Genomic DNA, 19,979 nt, shown 5'->3' with positions numbered 1-19,979 from the left:
ATTCCGGAGAAAATTACTGTGCGAGTTGATGGATCCTCGTTCCCGGTACGACAGCCTCAGCTATTTCACATAGATGCTTATGGTGCGTCAGGTAGATGACCTGACCTGTGTTTGCCATCGCTCCGAACAGCCTGAAAACCTCCTCCGAGCGAATATGGTCGAACGTCTCCATGATGTCGTCGGCGACGAATGGGACCGAGGGCCGAAATTGCGCGAACTCGTAATAACCGGCGAGTCTTAGGGCAAGGTACAGCTGAAATCGTGCACCCTTTGAAAGCGCTTCGGTGACCTTGGATTGCCCGTCACCCTGCACAGCAATGAGAACCTCACCACCTCTTACAGGCTGGGTTGTCAGCCCCGAATACTGGCCACGCGTCATTAGCTTGAACGCGTCTGATGCGCGCGCCATCATGCCGGAGCGATGGCTCTCACGGTAGATCCGCAAAGCATTGCCAGCCGACATGATGCCAAGCTTCAGCTCTATGTAGCGAACGGCCTTCTCCTCGATTTCCAGCAGGGTTGTGCGCCGTTCAGCATCCAGGCGTGCAACCGCACTATCACCGCCGATGGCGTCCAGCTTGTCGGCCGCGCGCGTCTGCCGGATCAGCTGTTGCTGGATGGTTTCATCGAACAGGCGAAGCCGCTGCTCACCCTCAGCCTTCTCGACCGCGAGGCCGTCGAAATCGATCGCGTCCAGGATCGAGCGGGCCTGCTCGAATCCGTCGACCGCGAGCTCCGCCACTATCCGTTCCTCAAGTTCGGCGACGGTGGTGCGCAAGCCATCGCGCTCACGCAACAGCTCATCGCGTTCGACTACCTCGGGCAGAGTGGCGACACCAAAGACGCCCAGCACCTCGTTCTTGCGGCGTTCGTGTGCCAAAATCTCAGTGTCGAGGATGTCGCGCGCCTCCTTGAGGCGCTTCAGGTCGTTGCCGAGGCTTGCCTTCGTTTCACGTGTCCGCTCGGCACGCTCTAGGCGCTCGGCAAGGCGGATGGCCAACTGCTCCGGGTCGGTATCCTTCGTCGGCTCGTCGGCTTCAACCGCAACGGCGATGACCTCGACCAGAAAATTGGCCCTGTCGGCCTCCATCTTGTCGATACGCAGCTGCAGGTCGTCCCGTTCCTGCAGGCTTCTTGAAAGTTCGGCCAATTGATCGAGCACAGTGCCGACGCCGGATGCGGAGAGCCCGCTTTCGAGCCAAGTTCCCTTGAGTGCTTCGGTAATGCCGGCCAGCCATTCCTCCTCGCGACGCTCCGCCACACCTACTGCAACCCGTCGTGCCGCTAGATCCTCTTCTTTGGAGCTCACCATTCTGAGCGCCTCGGCATACTCGGCGTCCACCTTGCGCTGCCGATCCAGAAACGGCTCCGCGATGGCCATGATTGCTTCGAGGGTGTCGTTGGACTCTGATACAATGCCGACGCTTCCCAGCACTGCTCTCATTTCCAAGCGTATCTGCTCGCCGGCGTCAGCGGCTCGCTCGGCCTTCAAGCGAGCAAGTTCGATCTGCTCCCAGGCAGCGAGCGCATCGCTGCGCGCCTCGATCTGATCCTCGATCCTTTCGATCAGGCGCTCAGACGAAGGTTCCACGGCGTCTCCGAGCAGGTCCCTGGCGGCCGCGCGGATTTCCAACAATTGGGTATCCACATCCTTGCCGAGCTGTGTGCGTTGGATGCCGTTGCGTGACAGGTTGGCCGCGGCCTCGGCCAGCTCGCGCGTAGTTGCCCGGATCTCAGCCAGATCCGCCGCGCCGGCCAGCCGGCCTGCGCTGGCAATGTCATCGCGCGCCAATGCCACGGCGAAGTCGTCAGCGGTGTCACCGGTCAGCGCTGCGCGGTGCGTTGCCCACGCATCATCGCGAACTCGGCGGATGGCGGTAGCCGCTTCATCGTCGACAATGTCGCCCGAGGCACGAAGGGCATCCAATCGTGCGGCGAGCATGGCATGGTTGCCCTCGTATTCAGCAAGGCGTTCGGCAAGTACGGCGGTGTTCCTTGCCAGTTCTGACGCTACCGTCTTCCAGGCGGCAATCTGCCCGGCGCTCGGAACCGCGACGTTGGCGAGAGCGAGGGCATCTCCGTTCCATGGACGCAAGCGCGCGAGCGCCGCCTTCCATCGGATTGTTCCCGCATCTTCCGCCTCGCGAGCCGTCCTAATCTCTGCCTGGTGTCCGCTTGCTCGCGCTTTCGACAAAGCCGAGCCCAGCCTTGCCCTGGCAGGTTCGGGCACCGCCCTTTCCTCGCCGACCCGCTGCCTTGCCACCTGCAGCGCATCGAGTGCCGCCGCGGCTTCGTCGCGAGCGGCACGCATCCCGGTAGCAATCCCGGACCTCTGCTCGACCATGGCGCGAACGACGCCAACGGTGACGGCAGGCAGAAGCAGCGCGCCAGGATCCGCCTCGGAAGATCGGCCCAAGGCGGCAAGGCAGCTCGCCACGCTGTTGTTGAGGATTTGCAGCTCCATCCTGCGAGTGGGCAAGTCAAAGCCAGCCGCGGTATGGCGCACCTTGCTCTCCGCCAGCCCGCGAATGCGTTCGGAAATCGACAGGATCGGTTCGTCCTCGTCGACCGCAGTGACTTTTTCCGCCAGGCGCTCGGTCTCGTCGATGTTTGCGGACAGCCGCGTTCTGAGGCTGGCATCGTCATCGATCAGTTCGGTGACACTTCCCGTCGATGTCCGGGCTGGGGAGGCGATGTCCGGCAGCTGATCCAGCCGGGCAATCTTGCGCCGGATATCCGCCAGCATCGGCGCAGCACGCACGTAACGAGCAAAGGTATCCAGCCTGGCCACCAGCACCGCCCGATCGCTGATGGTTCGGCCGTACTGCTGCGCTGCATCGAGACGTTCGGCCTCCAGGCCCTCGTAGGTTGATGCAAGGGTGTCGATCGCATCCCTGCGCGACTTTACGTCAACAAGGCGCTTCTTCAACAGCGCCAGTTCGGTTCCATGCGCCTGCTTCCGATACAGAGCGTCTGCTTCGGCCTCGAGGGCGTTCAACGTATCACTTGCGTTCCCAAGACCGGCGCTGGCCGTGAACAGAAGCTTGCCGAGGTCGCCCCGCGACTCCAGGATAGATTTTCCGCCGGCTTCCAACGTCTCGTCATCGAGTGAGAACATCGTCGTGTAGGCGTCGCGCGACAGACCGGCGAGATGCGCCGTGATCGCCACCTCGCTTACCGGTTGGCCCGTCGCATTCAATAGCGAATTACTGCGCTGTTTCGTACGCGTGAACGTGTGTTCGGAGCCGGCCAGTTCCAGCACCCCGCCGATGCGCATGGCACTGTACTCGTGCAGGAAGTTGTAGCGGCTCCGTTCCTCGATGCCGAACAGCAAGTCTAGATAGGCCGAAAGCGCAGTCGATTTGCCGGCCTCATTCAGGCCAAACACGATATGCAGATCAGGTCCGGATTCCGGTTTGGGTCCGAAGTCGATCGAACGATCGGTGAACTTTCCATAACGAATGAGGTCAAGGCGCCGCAACCTCATGACGATCCACCGGCCTTAAGGCGGGCAGTCACCAAGTCCGCGCCCTTGGAAAGCACCTGATCGAGGAACTGTTCCAGCCCGGCTTCGTCCGTCCCAGCAAAATCCCGCCCGTCGGCCGGAAGGTCGGCGACCATCTTTTGGACGAACGCCCTCGCCTCAGCGCGGAAGGCCTCCGAGGTGGCATCGGCACGCATTGATTGCTCGAGTTCGAAAATCGGATCAGCAATATCCTCGGCGGTCTCCGTCCGAGGCGGCGCGAGGTCAAGCTCGAGCTTCTCCACCCACGTATGGCCTAGCTGTTCCGCAGCCTGTTCGGCTTCGGCAAGAAGGAGGTCCCTGTCGCGGATCAGCGCCCACATCAGTGGTGACGTTCCTGTCAGGCCAATGCGAGCCACAGCATGACGCGATCGGACGGTTGCCCGCATCTCTTCGAGTGCGAAGCGAACACGCGCGACGGCCTCGGGCCACTCCACCGCTCCGGTAAGGTCGACGCTCACCCGTTCGAACTGCGCAACGCTGGTCAGCCGTTCCTCGATCTCCACCGAACGGTCGTGGCGCACCGTCACCAGGGTGACTGATTTCTCACCGGCCTCGTTGATATCCCTCCCCTGCGGTATTCCCGGCATCACCACGGCACTGGCGCCAGGATGGACTTGGCGAGCATGGATGTGGCCGAGGGCCCAATAGTCGAAACCGTGGGCGTGCAAGTCAGCGATGCTGCAGGGCGCGTAAACGTCGTGACCTGGCGATCCAGCCAGACTGGTATGCATGATGCCTATGTTGACGGCCCCTTCACGAGCCGCCGGATATTTGGTTAACAGGCTGTCCGGCGCCTTAGGGTTCGCAAAGCTCAAACCATGGAATACGACGTCCAGACCGCCGGCTGTCTGCAATACCGACTGAGCACGACCACCAAAGATGGTAACGGTGTCGGGAAATACCAGCTGTTTGGAAATCCGCGACAGGGCGTCATGATTACCGCGGATCTTGAAAACCATGATGCCGGCCTGGTGCAGGCGTGTCATCTGCGCGCCCAAGAACCGCGCTGTCTTCATTGAAGTCTGGTCGCCATCGTATAGGTCGCCAGCAATGACCAACGCGGCCACACGTTCCTCAAGGCAGAGATCCACTATCGAAACGAATGCCTGGCGGCTGGCGTCGCCCACCAGCCCGGCAAGATCGGGATTTCGCATCGCCAGCGAACGAAGCGGCGAGTCGAGATGAATATCGGCCGTGTGTACGAATCGAAATGCCATTCGGCCTCCGCCAGCAAAAGAGGTGTTCCGAGCTTCGACAGAAATTGCAACGAGGGCGCTGCAGCGCCCCGTTACACTTCAGCTAATTTCTCGCTCGCGGATTCGCCGGCCACCAACAAGCCGTCTTGGGACCGTAACACTCCTTTGGCAACCAAATCGGCGACCCCAGCTGAAATCAGCTGCCTTAATTGTGCGCTTGTGGCTTTGAAGCCCAGCATCCTGGCAACGCCTGTGGCGATTTCTTCCTCTGTCGCACCGAGGTTGGATTTCACGACTTCCATAGCGCCTTGGGCGACCTCGTCCTGCGCAATCATTTCGGGCTTGCGCAATCCAGCGGACACGACCCCACTGCGATCCCTGAGACGAACAGGAACACCTGGCTTGAAGCAGAAGTTGCCTCGACGGGCTACTGAACCACCTCTCTGTGCTATGCTTACCCCCCGCTCGATTGCATCCTGAATCCTGCCACCGGCCCGCTGCAGACCCCAGGCGTCCCGAATACGCGAAACTATTTCGTCGACATGGATTGGCGTTTCTGTAGCCACGACCTGCTCGACCAGTCCGGCCATGATTCCGCTGGGCGTCTCGTGGAGTTCGAACGATCCCGGTCGCTTTAGTTCGGCCTCTTCGTAGGCTCGATTGGGTGTCTCGGATCCGTTTGTGCTTTCGAGACCGATTTCCGTCACGTTGCCTCGGTCGACCGTAACAACCTGCACGGCTACAGCTCGATTTCTCTGGACCCCCAATTCGGCCCGCTCATCGAGTTCTTTTCTGGCGGCCTCAATCGCTAGTATGGTTCGCTCCAGCTGCTCACGAGGCCGTTGGAACCAGTCAGCGCTCCAGATGCGATGGATGATCCAACCATGGTCTTCCAGAACCGACTGCCGAAGCCGGTCTCGATCTCTGGCCGAGCGAGATGAGTGATATTCTGCGCCATCGCATTCGATGCCAAGAATATAGCGGCCTGGCCTCTCTGGATCCGCAACTGCGAGGTCGATGAAGAAGCCGGCAATGCCCACTTGAGCATGAACCTGATAACCCATTTCGATCAGCGCGTTGGCTACCTGTTCTACAAAGATTGAATCCATTTCGCGAACCGTGACTTGGGCAAGCGAAATTCGCCCTGTTCTCGCGTAGTGCAAGAAGAGCTTGAAGGCGAAGATGCCTTTCCCTTTGCCACGCTCCAGGTCGATGTCCTCGTCTGTGATGGACGCGAATACTTCGCAGCTGCGCTTGGCGCGGCTTATGAGGACGTTGAGCCGACGCTCGCCGCCTTCCGCGCCAAGAGGGCCGAAACGCATGGCCATGTATCCCTGGGCATTCTTGGCATACCCCACCGAGATCATGATCACGTCGCGCTCATCGCCTTGAACATTTTCGAGGTTCTTGACGAAGAATGGCTCGCTTGGATGAGCGTGAAAGAATTCCTCGGTGTCGGGATTTAGTCGCCGCAGCGCTTCGAGTTCATCCTGGATCGCGCGGCGTTGGCTAACCGAAAATGTTGCAACGCCTAGAGTCTCTTGCGGGTTCACCTTCGCATGACGGATGATCGCCTCCGCTACTGCTCTCGCCTCTACCGGATTGGTTCCTGTGCCGCCGGAATCGAAGACCCCCTCCGGCACATGATGAAACCGCAACCCCATACCTGCCTCTTGGGTATAAGGGCTTGGCACGATGAAAAGCCGGTTCTCGTAGAACTGGCTGTTCGATACTGCGATTAGAGATTGGTGACGGCTACGGTAGTGCCAGCGCAGCATACGCTGCGGCAAGCCGCGGGCCGTGAACAGGCCGAGGATGCTTTCAATGTCGGCGACCTGCGCGCCCTCACCCTCGTCATCTTCAGACTGCGAGCCTGTCATCTTCGCGAAGAATGTCGTGGGTGGCAGTTGGCGTTCGTCGCCAACGACGACCACCTGACTGGCCCTGGCGACCGAGCCAAGTGCGTCCACGGGCTGGATCTGAGACGCCTCGTCCATCACGAGCAGATCGAAGGACATCCGGCCGGGCGACAGGAATTGCGCCACCGAAAGCGGGCTCATCATGAACACTGGCTTCAGCGCCTGGATGGCAGGGCCTGCCTTCTGCATCAATTGCCGGATGGGCATGTGGCCTCGTCTGCGCGCCATCTCAGAACGAAGCAGTCCGACAGGTCCAGCTCCGCCGTCTCTTGAAGGAATTTTCCGGTGATGAGCCGTTACAACTTCGATGGCGCCGGCCTTGATGCGCTGGCGGTCCAGATCTGCGAAGTCACGTACAGCCCTGGAATGCAGTTCCCCGTCGAACCTTGCCAGCTCCGGCTCATCGGTCGCCATCGCCAGAAACATTCGTTCGTAGTAGGCCATATCAAAAACTGATCGAGCCGATCCTGTTGTAATCTGGCCGTTGGCTAGGCCGTCTATCAACTGTCCCAGTCCAGCCTTTCGGGCCGTTTCGGATCGCTCTTCATAGGCAACCCATTTCGAGAGCTGCTCCTGATGATCGAGCCAACCCTGCAGCCGAGAAACGACCTCGCCTATCGCGACGTCCGGAAAATCGACTACTCCAAACAAGGAGGGAGCATCGGCTTTCAAATCCCCTGTAAGCGCCTTCAATTCCCGCGCTGCCGCTTGGGCCGCTTCACGTGCTGAACGTGCCGAGTTTGCGATCTCGATTCTTTCAGGCAACCGCGCAGCCAGATGTCGGATCGAGCCATTTTCTTTCAGCCAAAGCTCGGCTTGCGTGAGAGCGGCCCAATCGGATCCTCGACCGTGCCACGACGAGCCGAATACGAACTTGCCAAGGCTCTCTCCCGCATCGATCCCTTGAGCAAGTGCTTGTAGTCTGCCTAGTCGGCGCAGTAGCTCCACCCGCTCAGTGATTAGATCCGGAACGTCAGTCAGAACCTGTCGTGACGCATCATCGGCTTGAGCTACAGTGCTCGCCTTCGCTTCCATCAGTTGCAGCGAGGCCCGCTCGGCGGAAGCCACGTCGCCTAGCATGGATGACGCGAGGTGCCCGAGATCGTTCCAGAAACCTTCGATAATTGGCCGACCGATTTCGATAACCTTGCGAACGCGCGCTGCACGCGCACCGGCCTCGGAGCGTTCCGCCATCCGGCCGGCGATAATCCGAGGTTCGGGGCCTAGCCCTCGTAGAGTCCGCATCCACTCCACTAGCGCGAGCAGTGGCGCGGAAGCCGATCGCTCCCCACGCCAATCTGCCCCGAAGGCGGAACGGCCAAAAGCGTCGCCTTCGCGGACTCTTGCTGCGGCAGCCTGACCCTTCATCAAAAGGTCGAGGAGACCAACTATCTGCGTCGCAGGCGCGCTAGGGTCGACCACAATAGTCCGCGCAAGTGCTGTGGCGCGACGGTAGTCGCCGTTCAATGCTTTCAATATTCCCGTGTGTGTGGCGAGCGCCTGCCGCGCCGCGGCCACCTCGGTGCTCCACGCCGCGTCAACAACCTTGCCCTGAAGGTCGGCTCTGGCAGCCTCAAGCGTCGCTACGCTGTCGGCAAGGTCGCCTGCCTGCTCAAGTCCGGAGTCCCAAACGGTGGCTGCGAAGGCCTCCGGACTTGCGTCAGGTGCTGCCGCTACTCGCTCGCCGGTCACGGCCAGCCTGAGCAAGCCTGCCAACGTGTCTGGCAATATCGCCGATCCGAGTTCCTGATTCAGGCGCTCAGCTTCTTCCCTCAAGCGTGGGAGCAGAATGGTGAGCTGTCGCGCACGATGGAAACCATCTTTCGGAAATTCCGAGGGAAGCTTTGCAAGCTCTGTCTCGAGACCTTCAATTGGCGTGTCGATAGCCGTTGCCGCCAACTGCTCCGAAAGTTCCTCGGACTTGCGGGCGAAATCCGTTCCTGACCAGAGAAGCGATGAAATGTCTTTCGGACGCTCATCCCATACCGGCGAGACGAGCGCCTCGGCAGGAAGTCCAGGCGCGGACGCGAGAAGCTCAGCGCGATCTTCTATCTCGCCGCTGTCGCTGAGAATTTTCGGAGGCTCGGCCTTGATCCGCTCAGCGATACCGACCAGTTTGGCGTGCAGTGCCTTGGCTTGGTCCAGCAACGCCGCGATGCGTGGGACGAGCCTCTCAATGGTCGTTGGAAGAACGACATCCAGGCCAACTCCCCGCCACGGGTGGTGGATCGGCAAGCCGATCTCGTTGATCCGCTGAGAGACCTCATCGAGCAATTTGCGACGTTGCGAAACGCCGTCAGTTGTCCAGCTTGTGGCATCCGTAAGTTCGATGTCCACTGGTTTCTGACCGACCTGCCTTAGTCGGGTTAGCTGGCCGAGAACCTGATAAGGAGTGAGTTCGGACGCTCCGAACGCAACGTGCATTCGTGCAGCATGTGCGTTGAGTTTATCGCGAGCCTCCAGCAAGCGATCAGTTAGGGAAGAAGGAAGCTGGCCCCTGGGCGATCCGAGTTGCCAGGTTCGCCGCAGCTCCTCTAGCATCATGCGCTTGTTCGCCTTGTTACTATGCAGCTCAAGGCAGGCGTCCCCCACCCCAGCAGTGTCAAGCCGTCGCTTGACGACCTCCAGCGCTGCCATCTTTTCGGCCACGAACAGCACGGTCTTTCCGTCGGCAACGGCCGACCCAATAATGTTTGCGATCGTCTGCGATTTTCCTGTCCCAGGCGGACCTTGGATAACGAGGTCGCGACCTTTTCTGACGTCATGGATCGCCAGTGTCTGAGAACTGTCACTGTCGACGATATGCAACATTTCGGCGGGCGCAATGTGCGGATCAATCGCTATGTCGTCCGACATAAGCGGCTCGCGTGTTTCGAAACCATCTGAAAGAAGCGAGCGGATCTTCGGTTGTTCGATAATCTTTGCGCCATCGGGCCAGAGATCCGGATCCAGATCACGGTACATCAAGAACTTCGCAAACGAGAAGAAGCCGAGCACCATATCGTCGCGAAGCACCTCCCAACCCTCTTTGGTCGAAATTGCTTCGGCAACGGCATCGAGATAGGCCGAGACGTCGAAGTCATCTCCCACCTCAAAACGCGGCAGAGCGAGCTTGTGAATGCGGTCGAGATAGAGTTCCAAGGAGAGGTTTGCGGTAAGATCTTCCGGCCGGGCTCGTAGGCGGAATTTTTCTCCAGCGGCCCCTCGCTCAAGCCGAACCGGCACCAAAATGAGGGGGGCCTGACGGATGTTCTCTTTGTTGTTCGGGTCAATCCACTTCAGCATTCCAAGGGCCAGAAAGAGGATATTGACGCCCTGCTCTTCCTCGAGTGTGCGGGCATCATGGTAGAGATCAAGGAGCCGCCGCTGCAGCCCAGTTGGGGTCATACGCGTCTGCAGCTTGGTGTCCGAGTGCCGCGCGGATATCCCTCTGTTATCGACTCCATCGTCCTCTGGTTGGGCGAGAGCGACGGGGGAATAGTCGATCTCTTCGTCTGGAGGGCTGCTTTCATCCTGGCCCGCTTTCGGCCTATCGGGCTTGCCGGCCAGGAAGGTAAAAGCCTTTCCTTCGGTCACCAGCAATCGATAAATTTCGGACGACTTCTCATCGACGATATCGATCGTCTTCGCGCTCTTGGAAAACCGCGGCACATTCAAAAGTCGATTGCGGGCGGAAAGATCGAGCAACTCCATCCTGGCGCGCTCGAGTTTCTCCTTTAGAGGGAGATCGCTTTGGAAGACTGACTGTTTTACGTCCAAGACTTACATCCCCTTTGAAAGGAGAACCAGCTAGAGCCCGCGTAGAGCGTTCGCGCAAGAAAAAACAGCCGTGTTCAATTAGAAACGACTGCGATCACTTCTGGACACCGTCCAATATTGCGACGTGTGATATGGGTCAGAGCCTGCATTCTTGGCCCCCTTTGCCTAGTCGCTATCCGACGAGGATTCTCGCTCCCTGCCCCCGTATTTAGCCGCCTCCACAATGTCTTTTTCTGACACAGAGAGTCCGTTGCGGACCCGAATGGCTCCCGCACTTGGAACGCGGTCCAATTCAGATCCAGTCTTTGCCTTATCCTTCTGGGGCTTAACCTCCGGCGGCGGGTCTTTCGAAAATGTCATGCGTAGGTCCTACTCGTCCAAATCTAAATGCATCCGCCTGTGAGCCTCAAGCCGCTTTCCTGGTCATACAAAGAAAACGCCGCGCCCAATCAATCCACCGTCTCTCGTGGTTCCGCATTCTGATTGGCGCTTTAACATTCATCACTATTAGCGCCTGGCATTTAGTATCCTCCCTCTACTGGTTTTTTTAGCCGATAAGTAATAGATCGGGATTTCACTGCAGAAGTCCGGAGCCATGAAGTGACTGACGAAATCCAAAATACGGCCACCGCGCTGATGGAGCTTACCGCCGATATCGTTGCGGCTTATGTGAGCAAGAATTCAGTGCCGGTCTCCTCATTGCCGGACCTTATTGCCAGCATCAATTCGTCATTAGCGCGTATCGGCCAGCCGTCCGAACCGGAAAAACCCGACCAAGTTCCCGCGGTCAACCCCAAGCGCTCAGTCACTCCAGACTACATCGTCTGCCTCGAAGACGGCAAAAAGTTCAAGTCCCTCAAGAGACACTTGAACACGCATTTTGGACTGACGCCCGACGCCTATCGCCAAAAATGGGGCCTCTCCAACGATTACCCCATGGTCGCGCCTAACTATTCAGCCAATCGCTCCAGATTGGCAAAATCGATTGGCCTCGGTCGCACAGCAGCCGCGCCCAAGAAAGCAGCAGCCAAGAAGTCAAAGACGCGCTAGCAAAACATTTGGCAGCTTCGCAAAGGATCGAAAATTGAATCGCGATCGCTATTCCCATCGCCGCAGCTCGCGGCCAAGACGCGGCCGGGTTTCAATTATGCGCAAGCGTTTCTTTTCACATAAATCATTAGCCGCGATCCTGGTGATCACGCTAGCAGTGGGCGCTTATGTCACCTCCTACTTTACAGGGTGGGGCAACCAGATCGCGGGACCCAATACAGCAAGCGCACTCGGGTCAAAACCGAAGCCTATCGTCGGCGTAGCGTCCATCGTTGACGGGGACACGATCGAGATCCACGGACAGCGTATTCGTTTCAATGGCATCGACGCACCTGAAAGCAGCCAAAACTGCAGCGACGCAAGCGGGCAAGAATACCCATGCGGCCGCAAATCCGCAGAAGCACTGGACATCTTCCTCAGTCAATCCCGACCCATCCAGTGCAACTTTGTTTCGTGGGATCGTTACAACCGCTTCGTTGGTGATTGTCAGCGGGCGGACGGTGCTAGCATTGCGTCTTGGATGGTCGAACAGGGTTATGCCCTGGATTGGCCTCGATACAGCCATGGTAGTTACGCGTCACAACAGGCAGATGCCCAAAGGGCCAAGATTGGCATCTGGGTTGGCACTTTCACAGCCCCTTGGGATTGGCGAGCAACACATGCAGCCAACAATAAACCCGGTAATGACACATCCTACGGCCTTACAGGCCGTCGCCAAATAGCTCAGAGCTATTCGTGTCAACCGCGTCGCTATTGTAAGCAAATCTCCTCATGCGATGAGGCGCGCTGGTATCTCAATAACTGTAGCTGGGGACCCAAATTGGACCGGGACGGCGACGGAATTCCGTGCGAAGGCATTTGCTGACCAAGCCAATTCCTTAGCGCGCTTTCAGCAAGCCGGACTGGCCACCAGCGTTTCGGTGCATTTGCGCGAGTGCCAATAGAGCCTGGCAAAAGGGCTGGCTGACGTTTGTCTTGGAAAATTCCACCAGCTCGTTGAGCCCGGATGGGCTAGAAAACCGCAAGGCTTCGTAGCGACAGACAGGGATCTGCCGATTATCTCTGAAGCGTTTGTCGGGTCCGCCATTCTTATTGGGATGAGCCCAGGTATAGCTCACGATCTCAGCATCAGATGGAACTTTGCCGGTCTCAATAAAATTGCTGGGGGCAAATTGCGTCCTGAGGTCTCCATACCCAACGGCACCGTACTGGTTTCCGTCCTTCACCAAAATCATGTCTGGCATGAAATAAAGGATTTGCCGGCCGACGTGTATCGACGGTGGTGTGACATTGCTGCGAACAACCGTCGGCAAGGAAGCTTGGAGCGTCGTCGACTTTTTATCGACCAACATCGTGGCTCCCGCATTGCGCTTCCAAGTCGTCAGATCCTCTATCTTGCCACCAGCCGCGACATGCCAACTCGCCGCGCAGCGTGTGAGCGTGTCAAAGGCGGCGACAAGTCGCCCGTAGGCCGCCTCCGCGTCCTGCTCCAAATCATAGTAGAGCACGCTCACCCGGCGGTAGCTGTCCAACCAGTTGCCAATAAGCATGCCCGGCAAAAAGGCAGCAATACCGATCAGCGCCACCCCACCTCCCAGCATTGCGCCTGCGATCAATCCGGCGATCCCAAACAGCACGGCCAGGATGAGCGACATTCGCGTCTGCGATTGCCTCGCATTGATTTCATCAAGCACATTGGCAAATGTCTCATCACGCATCTCGATCACATCGGCGGACTCGATTTCTCTCATCACGACGCCACCGCTGACATATTCCACGGGTGAGGATGTTGGATGGGGCTTTGGCCCAGATGGGAATTCAGACAGTTGCAGCGTCTGCTTGGCGCTGCGCTTTCCCAAAGTGCCTCGGTAGTAGAGACCGCCGACGCCTGCATGAATATAATGCCCTCGTGGGCCAGTCCCGATACGAAGACCTTGCACGCCAACGGACGCGCCAACCCCGCCAGACGAGAAGTTAAAGCGGAAAGGTCCCGCACTAATCGATTTTCGAACGTAAAACCCCATCCCCGCAATCCCCCCCAAGCCCTGTGAGCGAAACCCAAGGGCAGTTCGCCTCACAACTTTGGTACCGGAACCAGTCCAATATCTGTCTCTCGCGAACGTTGCCTGACCCTGATCTCAATTCGCCTCCTCGCCTTGACGTCGCCGGCCTGTGCGCCGTCGGTGAGCCGGTCGCCAGGCAATATCAACTGGCCGCCGGACATTGGCAGGATGGTGAAGCCTTTCAGTTCCGGCATATCGCGCAGGATGCCTGTGACGGAGATCGCTCGCGCTAATCCAAGCCCGGCATTGTCGGCAGGATGGAGTGTGCCAATGTCCATCTTGCGCGCCAGTACGGGCTGAAGGCCTCTGTCCATATTCGATGAGTCACCGGACATCGCCTGCTCGTCCGTGTGGCCAATCACCTCAATGACGTCCACACCATAGGAAGTTGCAATTCCAGCAATGGTCTTCGACATCTGCCGCAACTTCGTTTTGAAGCCACCGGAAAGCTCCGCACTTCCAGTATCGAAATTATAGCCATCGAGCTCGCTAAGACTGATGATCGGTGGCCAATCGTGTGGCTTGTCAGCAGAGGCCTCGTTCCTTGCCTTCTTCAGTGCGTCAGCAAGATCCTTGGACGTCTTGCCCGTGCCAACGTAGCCGAGCTCGCGCAGAACCTTCATCTTCTCGATCATGGCTTTGGCCTGATCAACGTCGACGTCGTTGTCAGAGAGGACTTTGGCGGCCGGCGCGCTTTTCACCGCTTCCTCAAGGGTCAGTCCCACTTTTTTGATTGCCTCTGCGGCCTCTTTGGCCCGGACCAATTCACGCCATTCTTGATCTGGTACATTGCGTCGACTTGCAGGCTTGACCATGGCATTCAGCTGAGCCAGCAACCGCTTGTTTTCCTCGTCAAGCTTGCGAGCGTTCTCATTGAGGGACTGCGCAATCTTCTGCGCTGCCGCAGCCTCTTTCTTTGTCTTGGCGATGAGCGCGCCTGCAGCAAGCAAAAGGCAGAAAACGAGAAGCAGCATCGTCTCAGCCATCGTCAGGCCGAGTATCAGGCCGCGGCCATAGCCCTTGCGCTCAAACGTAATGGCTGTTCCGCTAACCTCACTCACCTGCCCCACCAACTTGCTCTCTTTGGCGGTTCACCCTTCTCCACCTCCGCCGGACTGCTTAACGATCGGAAGGTGTCGCCCTCCGTGTCATCCGAAACCTTGATTGGCGTCTCCACAGGGGAGGCAACAGTGGAAGGTGCCGCCACTCGCTCGACATCGTTCGCTATCGCATTGCTCAGAGGCTGGGGAGTGCGCACGGCCGGGAGGCTATGTTGTGTAAGGGTTGCGACGAGGCCGCGTGTTTCATTGCTGTGTTTCTGCATCACAGCCATGAACTCCTCAGTCAAACGCTGCTGCGCTTGGACAGTTTCTGCGGTCTTTTCTGCGGCCGCTGCCGCTCTCTCCACTCCAGTCGCCACCTTGATCACTGCGTCGGCAAGACCGGTCATCCGCGTTTGCTGCTCTTGCGAGGCTGTTTCGGTTTTTATCGCATATTGTGCGACAGCATTACCCAGGAGCTTGACCATCGGCGCCAGATCGTTCTTCAGCACCTCATCAGGAACAACCACCTTTTCCAGCTTGGCAGCCATATTGTCGGCTTGATTACCGAGCTTTCCAACAGAGTTGGACATCGAGCTGTTGGCTTTATCCAGCAAATCCGCTGCAGCTCCAACGCGGTTCGCTATCGAAGCAAACTGGGTTTCGACTTGCCCGAAATTGTGCTGCAACGCGTCACTGAGCTTGGCAGACGCCTCTTGGACAGGCTTGATCGATTCCATGGCAATATTGTCCAGGGCAGATCGAATGTGCTCCCCATTGCGTGCCGCTTGCTCGGCAATCTCTGCAAAGCCCTCTTCGAGCATTTGATGGCTGACACGACGAAAGTCGGCGAACTCCCTGGTTACGCTTTCCATCTCGGCTCTTACACGCCGTGTCATGTCGGCAAGTTCGTGCCTCGCCGTTCGCTCAATGTCCGCGGGATCGCGCCGCATCTGATTGTAGAAAACCCTCAGAGCAATACCGGTGATCGTCGACGTGATCGCGATGCCAAAATTTTGGACGATCGTGTCGGTTGAGCCTTCCGTTCCAAACTGAAACAGCGAGACCCCAAGGCTCGTCAGGGTGAACAGGAAGCCCATATAGTAGAGGTTATCGCCGGTCTGCTCGTCGTGCAGTTGTAGCTTTCCAGCAAAGATCGAAACCCCGAGATAGAAAAACATCAGGCAGGCCGGTGCTACCGCCGCGACGATCGGATTTACGCCTGAGAGTTTTGCAATGGCGATGAATACACACCCGCCGAGTGTCAATGCCGCGAAAACCACGACCGGCAGACGTGGATGATCCAGCAAAGGTTTGTCGTGCGCTCTCGCCATCAGTTTAACCCATCCAAGCCAACCAGCTTTTCGAACTCGCCGTGATGGTTCTGGACCCAATGTGTCCAGAACTCCGCGTGATCCAGGGTCTGAAATGGCTTCTTTGCCCGATCGATATAAAGAATTGTGATGCCCACCCCATCCAGCGACGTCCCATATGTGCGGTCGGCGGCGCTGTTGAGGTATTTTTGGTAATCCAGTCCCGATCGGTACTGCGAGTAAATCGTCGTATGCTCGATCATGTCAGAGGCGACCACCAATCGCTTGGGACTGCCCTGTTTGGCCAAGCTGCTATCGAAGAGCGACAGCTTGATTTTCTGAATTCCAGCCATGATCGGAGATTGGCTCGCGGAAGCCGCATTCGGGATTTCATCGGGAAGTTTGTTCAAAGGATCGCCGAAGGCGTTTTCCCACTTCTTTTGACGCCGCGCAGGATTGTTGGTCCAACTATCGACGGTCGACCCATCACCGGGATTGCATCCATCGAACATCACCGTCAGCTCACCAGGCGCCGAGCTCAGGGTATAAATCCTCACATACCCACCCGGCTCGACCTGCCCAATGGTCTTTCGGAACTCGTTCTTGAGATCAGCCATCGTCGTTGCCGAAATTGGATCAGTGGCGTCGATGAGGACGGCGGTCAGGCTGGAGGGTCCGTCCAATGGGCAATTCGTGTTGGCGTCGATATGGCCATTGCCAGACCTGGTCCACATCCAGCCGAAGCCGGCCAACATCGCAACGGATAGCACACCAAGGGCAATGGCCGCGGCAATGGTACCCGCATTGCCTTTCTTGCGTCTGCGGGTTCGCCTAGACATTCACGCTGTCCGGGTGAAGCTTATCAAGATCTCGGTACTGCTCAATTCCCCGTTCGCATTCCTGACCAATCAGACGAACCTGCTCGTTGAGTTCCTCCTGCGCCTGGCGAATTGATGCGCCAACATCTCCCTCATTCCACTCCCGCTCGCCGGTGACGTATGGCTTGATGCGATCAAGTTTGTAGGGCGTTCCGAAATGCTTGGGCGCCGGCTCGGTCCTCGCCTGGATGTTGGCTTCCCGATACATCGACAAAAGCTGATTGCAGGCTCGCTCCAATTGGTCTTGATGCTGCGCAAAAAGAGCCAGAAGCCTCGATCGATGATCGACAATCGCGCGGTGCTCGCGCCGGCGACTACCAAGCTGCTTGACGATTTCCTCCACTTTTTCGTTGTGGTCGTCGCGGACATCCTGCAGCTCTTCGATCAGTTCCTTCTTTCGATCGATGTAGTCATCGCGCCGTCGAACGAGCCGATTTTCAACGCCAGTGTAGCCTGGGTAAGGGTCGAGCACGAACCAGCCGTCGATAAAAGCGAAAAGCGAAAACATCAGGCCGATCGCAAACAGCAACCAGGACTTGATGTCCGTGAGACCCGCTGGATTGGCGAGCATATTACGGATGACCTCAGCGCCGGCGCCGTCAGCGAGCGAGCCGCTGACCTCACGGTAGTGCGCTAGCGCCAAGTTTATCGAAATCGCCAAGCCGATATAGAAAAGGATTGAAATGATCCCAACGAATTTTACGAAAAACGACCGATGGGTGACGAGACGAGCGCAGAAAACCGCCAGGAGCAAAGCCGCCCCGATGTTGATGAAAGAGAATGCCGCAGCCTCAAGGATGCCACCAAAAAATCCCTGCTCATTGCCCTTGGCCAGGAAGTTGCCGTTCATCGCTGTCTCGACCAGAAACAGAAATAGCAGAAGCGATAGCCGGAAAATGTGAGCGGCACCGTGCTGCACACGCGCGGCACGAACGAGACCGTGCTTCTCCTTAAACCATGCATGCTCTTTTTCGGCGTCGTTCAGGGCCCTTCTCAGGCCGTGAAGTTCATCGAGGCCCACGGCGACCGAGGCTTTGAAGTCCGAAACGCTAGCGGCATTCGTCTGACGGATTAGACCGAATTGTTCCTCGAAATCGAGGCCGGCAAGACGACCTCCAAGGAGTTGCAGGTTGTCCTCAAGAGTGTGATGCGCAGCCTTCTTCTCATCCTCAACGCGTTCCACGATGGCATGTTCGACATCGTCGAGATTCTTTGCCGTTTTCGGGGGTTGGTTCACCTCGCCGCGCTGCTTTCCGCGGTTAATGACATCCAGGTCGCCGTCGATCTTGGCAGGGTCCAGGCTGTTGAATAGCTGAGTGCTCGCCCGAAAATCGTGGTTGGATTCTCGCAGTGAGTCACGCAACTTATTTAGTTTTTCGAATTTAGAGCCCACGCACTCACAACCCCAACTTTACGCCCCCCGGCAGAGTGGTTTCTATGCATAGTAGAGCTAAAGGGCAACCGCACATTCACTTCTATCCACTTGCTAGTGCGGATCAGGCTCAATTGAGTTCCAACAAATGATCATGGCTGCTGATCAACTGGTTGATCGGCCGCGACTAGTCATGTCATGAGCCGTGCTGCGATGCTCTAAGGACAGAGTGCTACGAGCGGGTTCGCGACTGGGAAATTATCCACAGTCGTATACGTGTACTGGATCTCACCGCCCAGGCGAACGAAGGCAGATAGTTCCTCCGCACGACAGACATAGTTTTTGGTCATTTCATCGATCTTCTGGACATAGACCGGCCGCGAGACGCCAGCAGCCAACAATTTGGCGTCTACTTCCGCATCGGTCTGAGCCCAGGTGGCGTTGAAAACGATCCTTGGCCCGATTGCGATGATGCTCCGAACGGAGATGTTCGAACTGATCAGCATGGGCAATGCTGGAGCCATTTCGGTTTGCATTTTTTTTGCGTAGGCGCAGACGTCGGTCTTGGTGTACTTCGAGAGGCATTCATTTGCCGTCGCCACCCTTGGCCATGTCAGCAGGATCGCCAACGGGACGTGCATCAATCGCAATCCATCCAAAGTATTCTCCTCGCCCGATCTTGGCCTGCACAGAGGAGCATCTATCCTATTTGTGTTCACAGTGCCACGAGCAGCTTGTGCCCGACCGGCAATAGTGCTCTGTCTGAAATACTTTGGGAGGGCAATAAAATGAAAACAACATTTCTCGCGGCTATGGCCGCTGCAATAATCGCTTGCGCGACCGGCGCGTTTGCACACAGTGGCGGCACTGATGCCAACGGTTGCCATACCAACCATAAGACCGGCGCGTATCACTGTCACTGAAGGTCACGCCTTTCTGAGGGACACAAACATGCTGAAGAACATCATGTCAGCTCCGCTGGGCCTCCTCTTCATGCTGGGCGGGCCGATCACCTACGTGATGAATGTCGTCGACACATGGCAGGGCCATGCATCAGTGGTCGTAAAAATCCTGATTAACTTGAGCCTGGATGCGATGTTGGCGTTCATTTGGCCGATCACTTGGGCAATCTGGCTTTTCAAATATATGGCGGGCGCCGAAACTCCACTAACAACCGTGCTGGGCGTTTGAGGATCAAGTTTGCTGAAAATAATGCTTTTCGACGCCGGCCGGAACGGTCCGGTTGGTCTGCATCTGTGTAGCTATTGCCTCGCTGCTGGCGGTAGCGCCATGGCCGTACGGCTATTACCAATTCCTCCGCGTGGTGGTCTTTTTCGCCGGGATCTACTGCGGAGCCATGGTGTGGCGATCAGGCCCTGAAAATCGCACCCTGGCTTGGGCGCTGTTTGGAGCGGCAGCGATCTTCAACCCGTTCATGCCGGTTCATTTGCCGCGCGAGCTGTGGGCAATCTTCAACGTCGCAGCGGCTACTCTGTTCGGCTTTGTCGCATACCGGCACCGGAATTAAGCCGATAATCTGAGATGGCCAAGAGTGGACCTGAGACGCCGAAGGTCAAGGCGCGCCCGAGGGTCACCGTGTCACAGCCGTTGGCGCTTTATGCGGGAGATCTCCTCGAGCGGACGAAGGAGTACTTCGAGGCTTTCAACCATCTAGGCTCGGAGTCGGAAAAGGCGCATCTTTTTGCCCGTTATTTTCTATTTTCGCATGCCCTAGATGTGGAGCTTCAACAGGTTGTCCTCGATCAGGGCGAGGCGACTGATAGGCGTTTTTGACTTTAGGCTGCCATGTGGACGATGCCAATTGTATCTGTGCAGCCAGACAGGCAGTTCGGCGGCACGATG

15 protein-coding genes and 1 pseudogene are annotated in these 19,979 nt (G+C 57.6%); 6 read left to right on the top strand and 10 right to left on the bottom strand.

Annotated elements, in window-relative coordinates; genetic code table 11:
• Window positions 1–13: 13 nt before the first annotated feature.
• The 3 genes from CK228_RS33510 to CK228_RS33500 all read right to left on the bottom strand — a co-directional run bounded on the left by CK228_RS33510 (window position 14) and on the right by CK228_RS33500 (window position 10,400).
• The gene (locus CK228_RS33510; protein ID WP_063169422.1) at window positions 14–3,487 is read right to left on the bottom strand and encodes an AAA family ATPase; all 3,474 of its coding nucleotides are present in this window, start codon (window positions 3,485–3,487) and stop codon (window positions 14–16) included.
• Window positions 3,484–4,743: a DNA repair exonuclease gene (locus CK228_RS33505; protein WP_063169423.1), complete on the bottom strand. Its 1,260-nt coding sequence runs from the start codon at window positions 4,741–4,743 to the stop codon at window positions 3,484–3,486. Before CK228_RS33505 ends, CK228_RS33510 begins: the two co-directional genes overlap by 4 nt.
• A 71-nt stretch (window positions 4,744–4,814) precedes the next feature.
• Window positions 4,815–10,400: a DUF3320 domain-containing protein gene (locus CK228_RS33500; RefSeq protein ID WP_063169424.1), complete on the bottom strand. Its 5,586-nt coding sequence runs from the start codon at window positions 10,398–10,400 to the stop codon at window positions 4,815–4,817.
• Between the two features lie 636 nt (window positions 10,401–11,036).
• Between CK228_RS33500 and CK228_RS33495 the strand changes: the two genes are divergently transcribed.
• Both CK228_RS33495 and CK228_RS33490 read left to right on the top strand, forming a co-directional pair.
• Window positions 11,037–11,450, top strand: a complete 414-nt coding sequence (locus CK228_RS33495; protein WP_082826711.1) for a MucR family transcriptional regulator — start codon at window positions 11,037–11,039, stop codon at window positions 11,448–11,450.
• Between the two features lie 34 nt (window positions 11,451–11,484).
• Window positions 11,485–12,315: a thermonuclease family protein gene (locus CK228_RS33490; RefSeq protein WP_127224212.1), complete on the top strand. Its 831-nt coding sequence runs from the start codon at window positions 11,485–11,487 to the stop codon at window positions 12,313–12,315.
• A gap of 13 nt (window positions 12,316–12,328) precedes the next feature.
• On the opposite strand, the gene CK228_RS33485 is transcribed toward CK228_RS33490, so the two are convergent.
• The 6 genes from CK228_RS33485 to CK228_RS33460 form a co-directional block, all read right to left on the bottom strand.
• On the bottom strand, window positions 12,329–13,474 hold the full coding sequence (locus CK228_RS33485; protein WP_095770037.1) for a DUF4236 domain-containing protein: 1,146 nt from the start codon (window positions 13,472–13,474) through the stop codon (window positions 12,329–12,331).
• A gap of 50 nt (window positions 13,475–13,524) precedes the next feature.
• Entirely contained in the window at window positions 13,525–14,583 is a 1,059-nt protein-coding gene (locus CK228_RS33480; RefSeq protein WP_224571173.1) for a hypothetical protein, read from the bottom strand.
• The gene (locus CK228_RS33475) at window positions 14,571–15,887 is read right to left on the bottom strand and encodes a hypothetical protein (protein WP_063169428.1); all 1,317 of its coding nucleotides are present in this window, start codon (window positions 15,885–15,887) and stop codon (window positions 14,571–14,573) included. The genes CK228_RS33480 and CK228_RS33475 overlap by 13 nt, the downstream gene beginning before the upstream one ends.
• Window positions 15,887–16,705, bottom strand: a complete 819-nt coding sequence (locus tag CK228_RS33470) for a hypothetical protein (protein WP_063169429.1) — start codon at window positions 16,703–16,705, stop codon at window positions 15,887–15,889. The genes CK228_RS33475 and CK228_RS33470 overlap by 1 nt, the downstream gene beginning before the upstream one ends.
• Complete coding sequence (locus CK228_RS33465) at window positions 16,698–18,137, bottom strand: hypothetical protein (protein WP_063169430.1); 1,440 nt, start codon at window positions 18,135–18,137, stop codon at window positions 16,698–16,700. Before CK228_RS33465 ends, CK228_RS33470 begins: the two co-directional genes overlap by 8 nt.
• Before the next feature lie 197 nt (window positions 18,138–18,334).
• Window positions 18,335–18,775, bottom strand: a complete 441-nt coding sequence (locus CK228_RS33460) for a hypothetical protein (protein ID WP_126066778.1) — start codon at window positions 18,773–18,775, stop codon at window positions 18,335–18,337.
• 129 nt (window positions 18,776–18,904) lie between these two features.
• Between CK228_RS33460 and CK228_RS36510 the strand changes: the two genes are divergently transcribed.
• The 4 genes from CK228_RS36510 to CK228_RS35550 are packed head-to-tail and all read left to right on the top strand — an operon-like array spanning window position 18,905 to window position 19,910.
• Window positions 18,905–19,039 carry a YHYH domain-containing protein gene (locus CK228_RS36510; protein ID WP_199489651.1) on the top strand — a complete coding sequence of 45 codons (135 nt, stop codon included), beginning with the start codon at window positions 18,905–18,907 and terminating at the stop codon, window positions 19,037–19,039.
• A gap of 28 nt (window positions 19,040–19,067) precedes the next feature.
• Entirely contained in the window at window positions 19,068–19,307 is a 240-nt protein-coding gene (locus tag CK228_RS33450; RefSeq protein WP_082826591.1) for a hypothetical protein, read from the top strand.
• Window positions 19,308–19,359: 52 nt separating this feature from the next.
• Window positions 19,360–19,644 (top strand): DUF6804 family protein, encoded by a 285-nt coding sequence (locus CK228_RS33445; protein ID WP_063169433.1) that lies wholly within the window; start codon window positions 19,360–19,362, stop codon window positions 19,642–19,644.
• Between the two features lie 14 nt (window positions 19,645–19,658).
• Window positions 19,659–19,910 (top strand): hypothetical protein, encoded by a 252-nt coding sequence (locus CK228_RS35550; protein WP_127248734.1) that lies wholly within the window; start codon window positions 19,659–19,661, stop codon window positions 19,908–19,910.
• Here the strand turns inward: CK228_RS35550 and CK228_RS33440 are convergent.
• Window positions 19,848–19,979: pseudogene (locus tag CK228_RS33440) on the bottom strand (IS481 family transposase); the annotation flags it as partial. The gene CK228_RS35550 and the pseudogene CK228_RS33440 sit on opposite strands and share 63 nt — an antisense overlap.

Origin of the sequence: Mesorhizobium sp. WSM4312 (genome assembly GCF_002294875.1) — a bacterium.
Taxonomy (GTDB): domain Bacteria; phylum Pseudomonadota; class Alphaproteobacteria; order Rhizobiales; family Rhizobiaceae; genus Mesorhizobium.
Note: the sequence above shows the minus strand (reverse complement) of the source record. Positions and strands in the feature narration are given on the sequence as shown.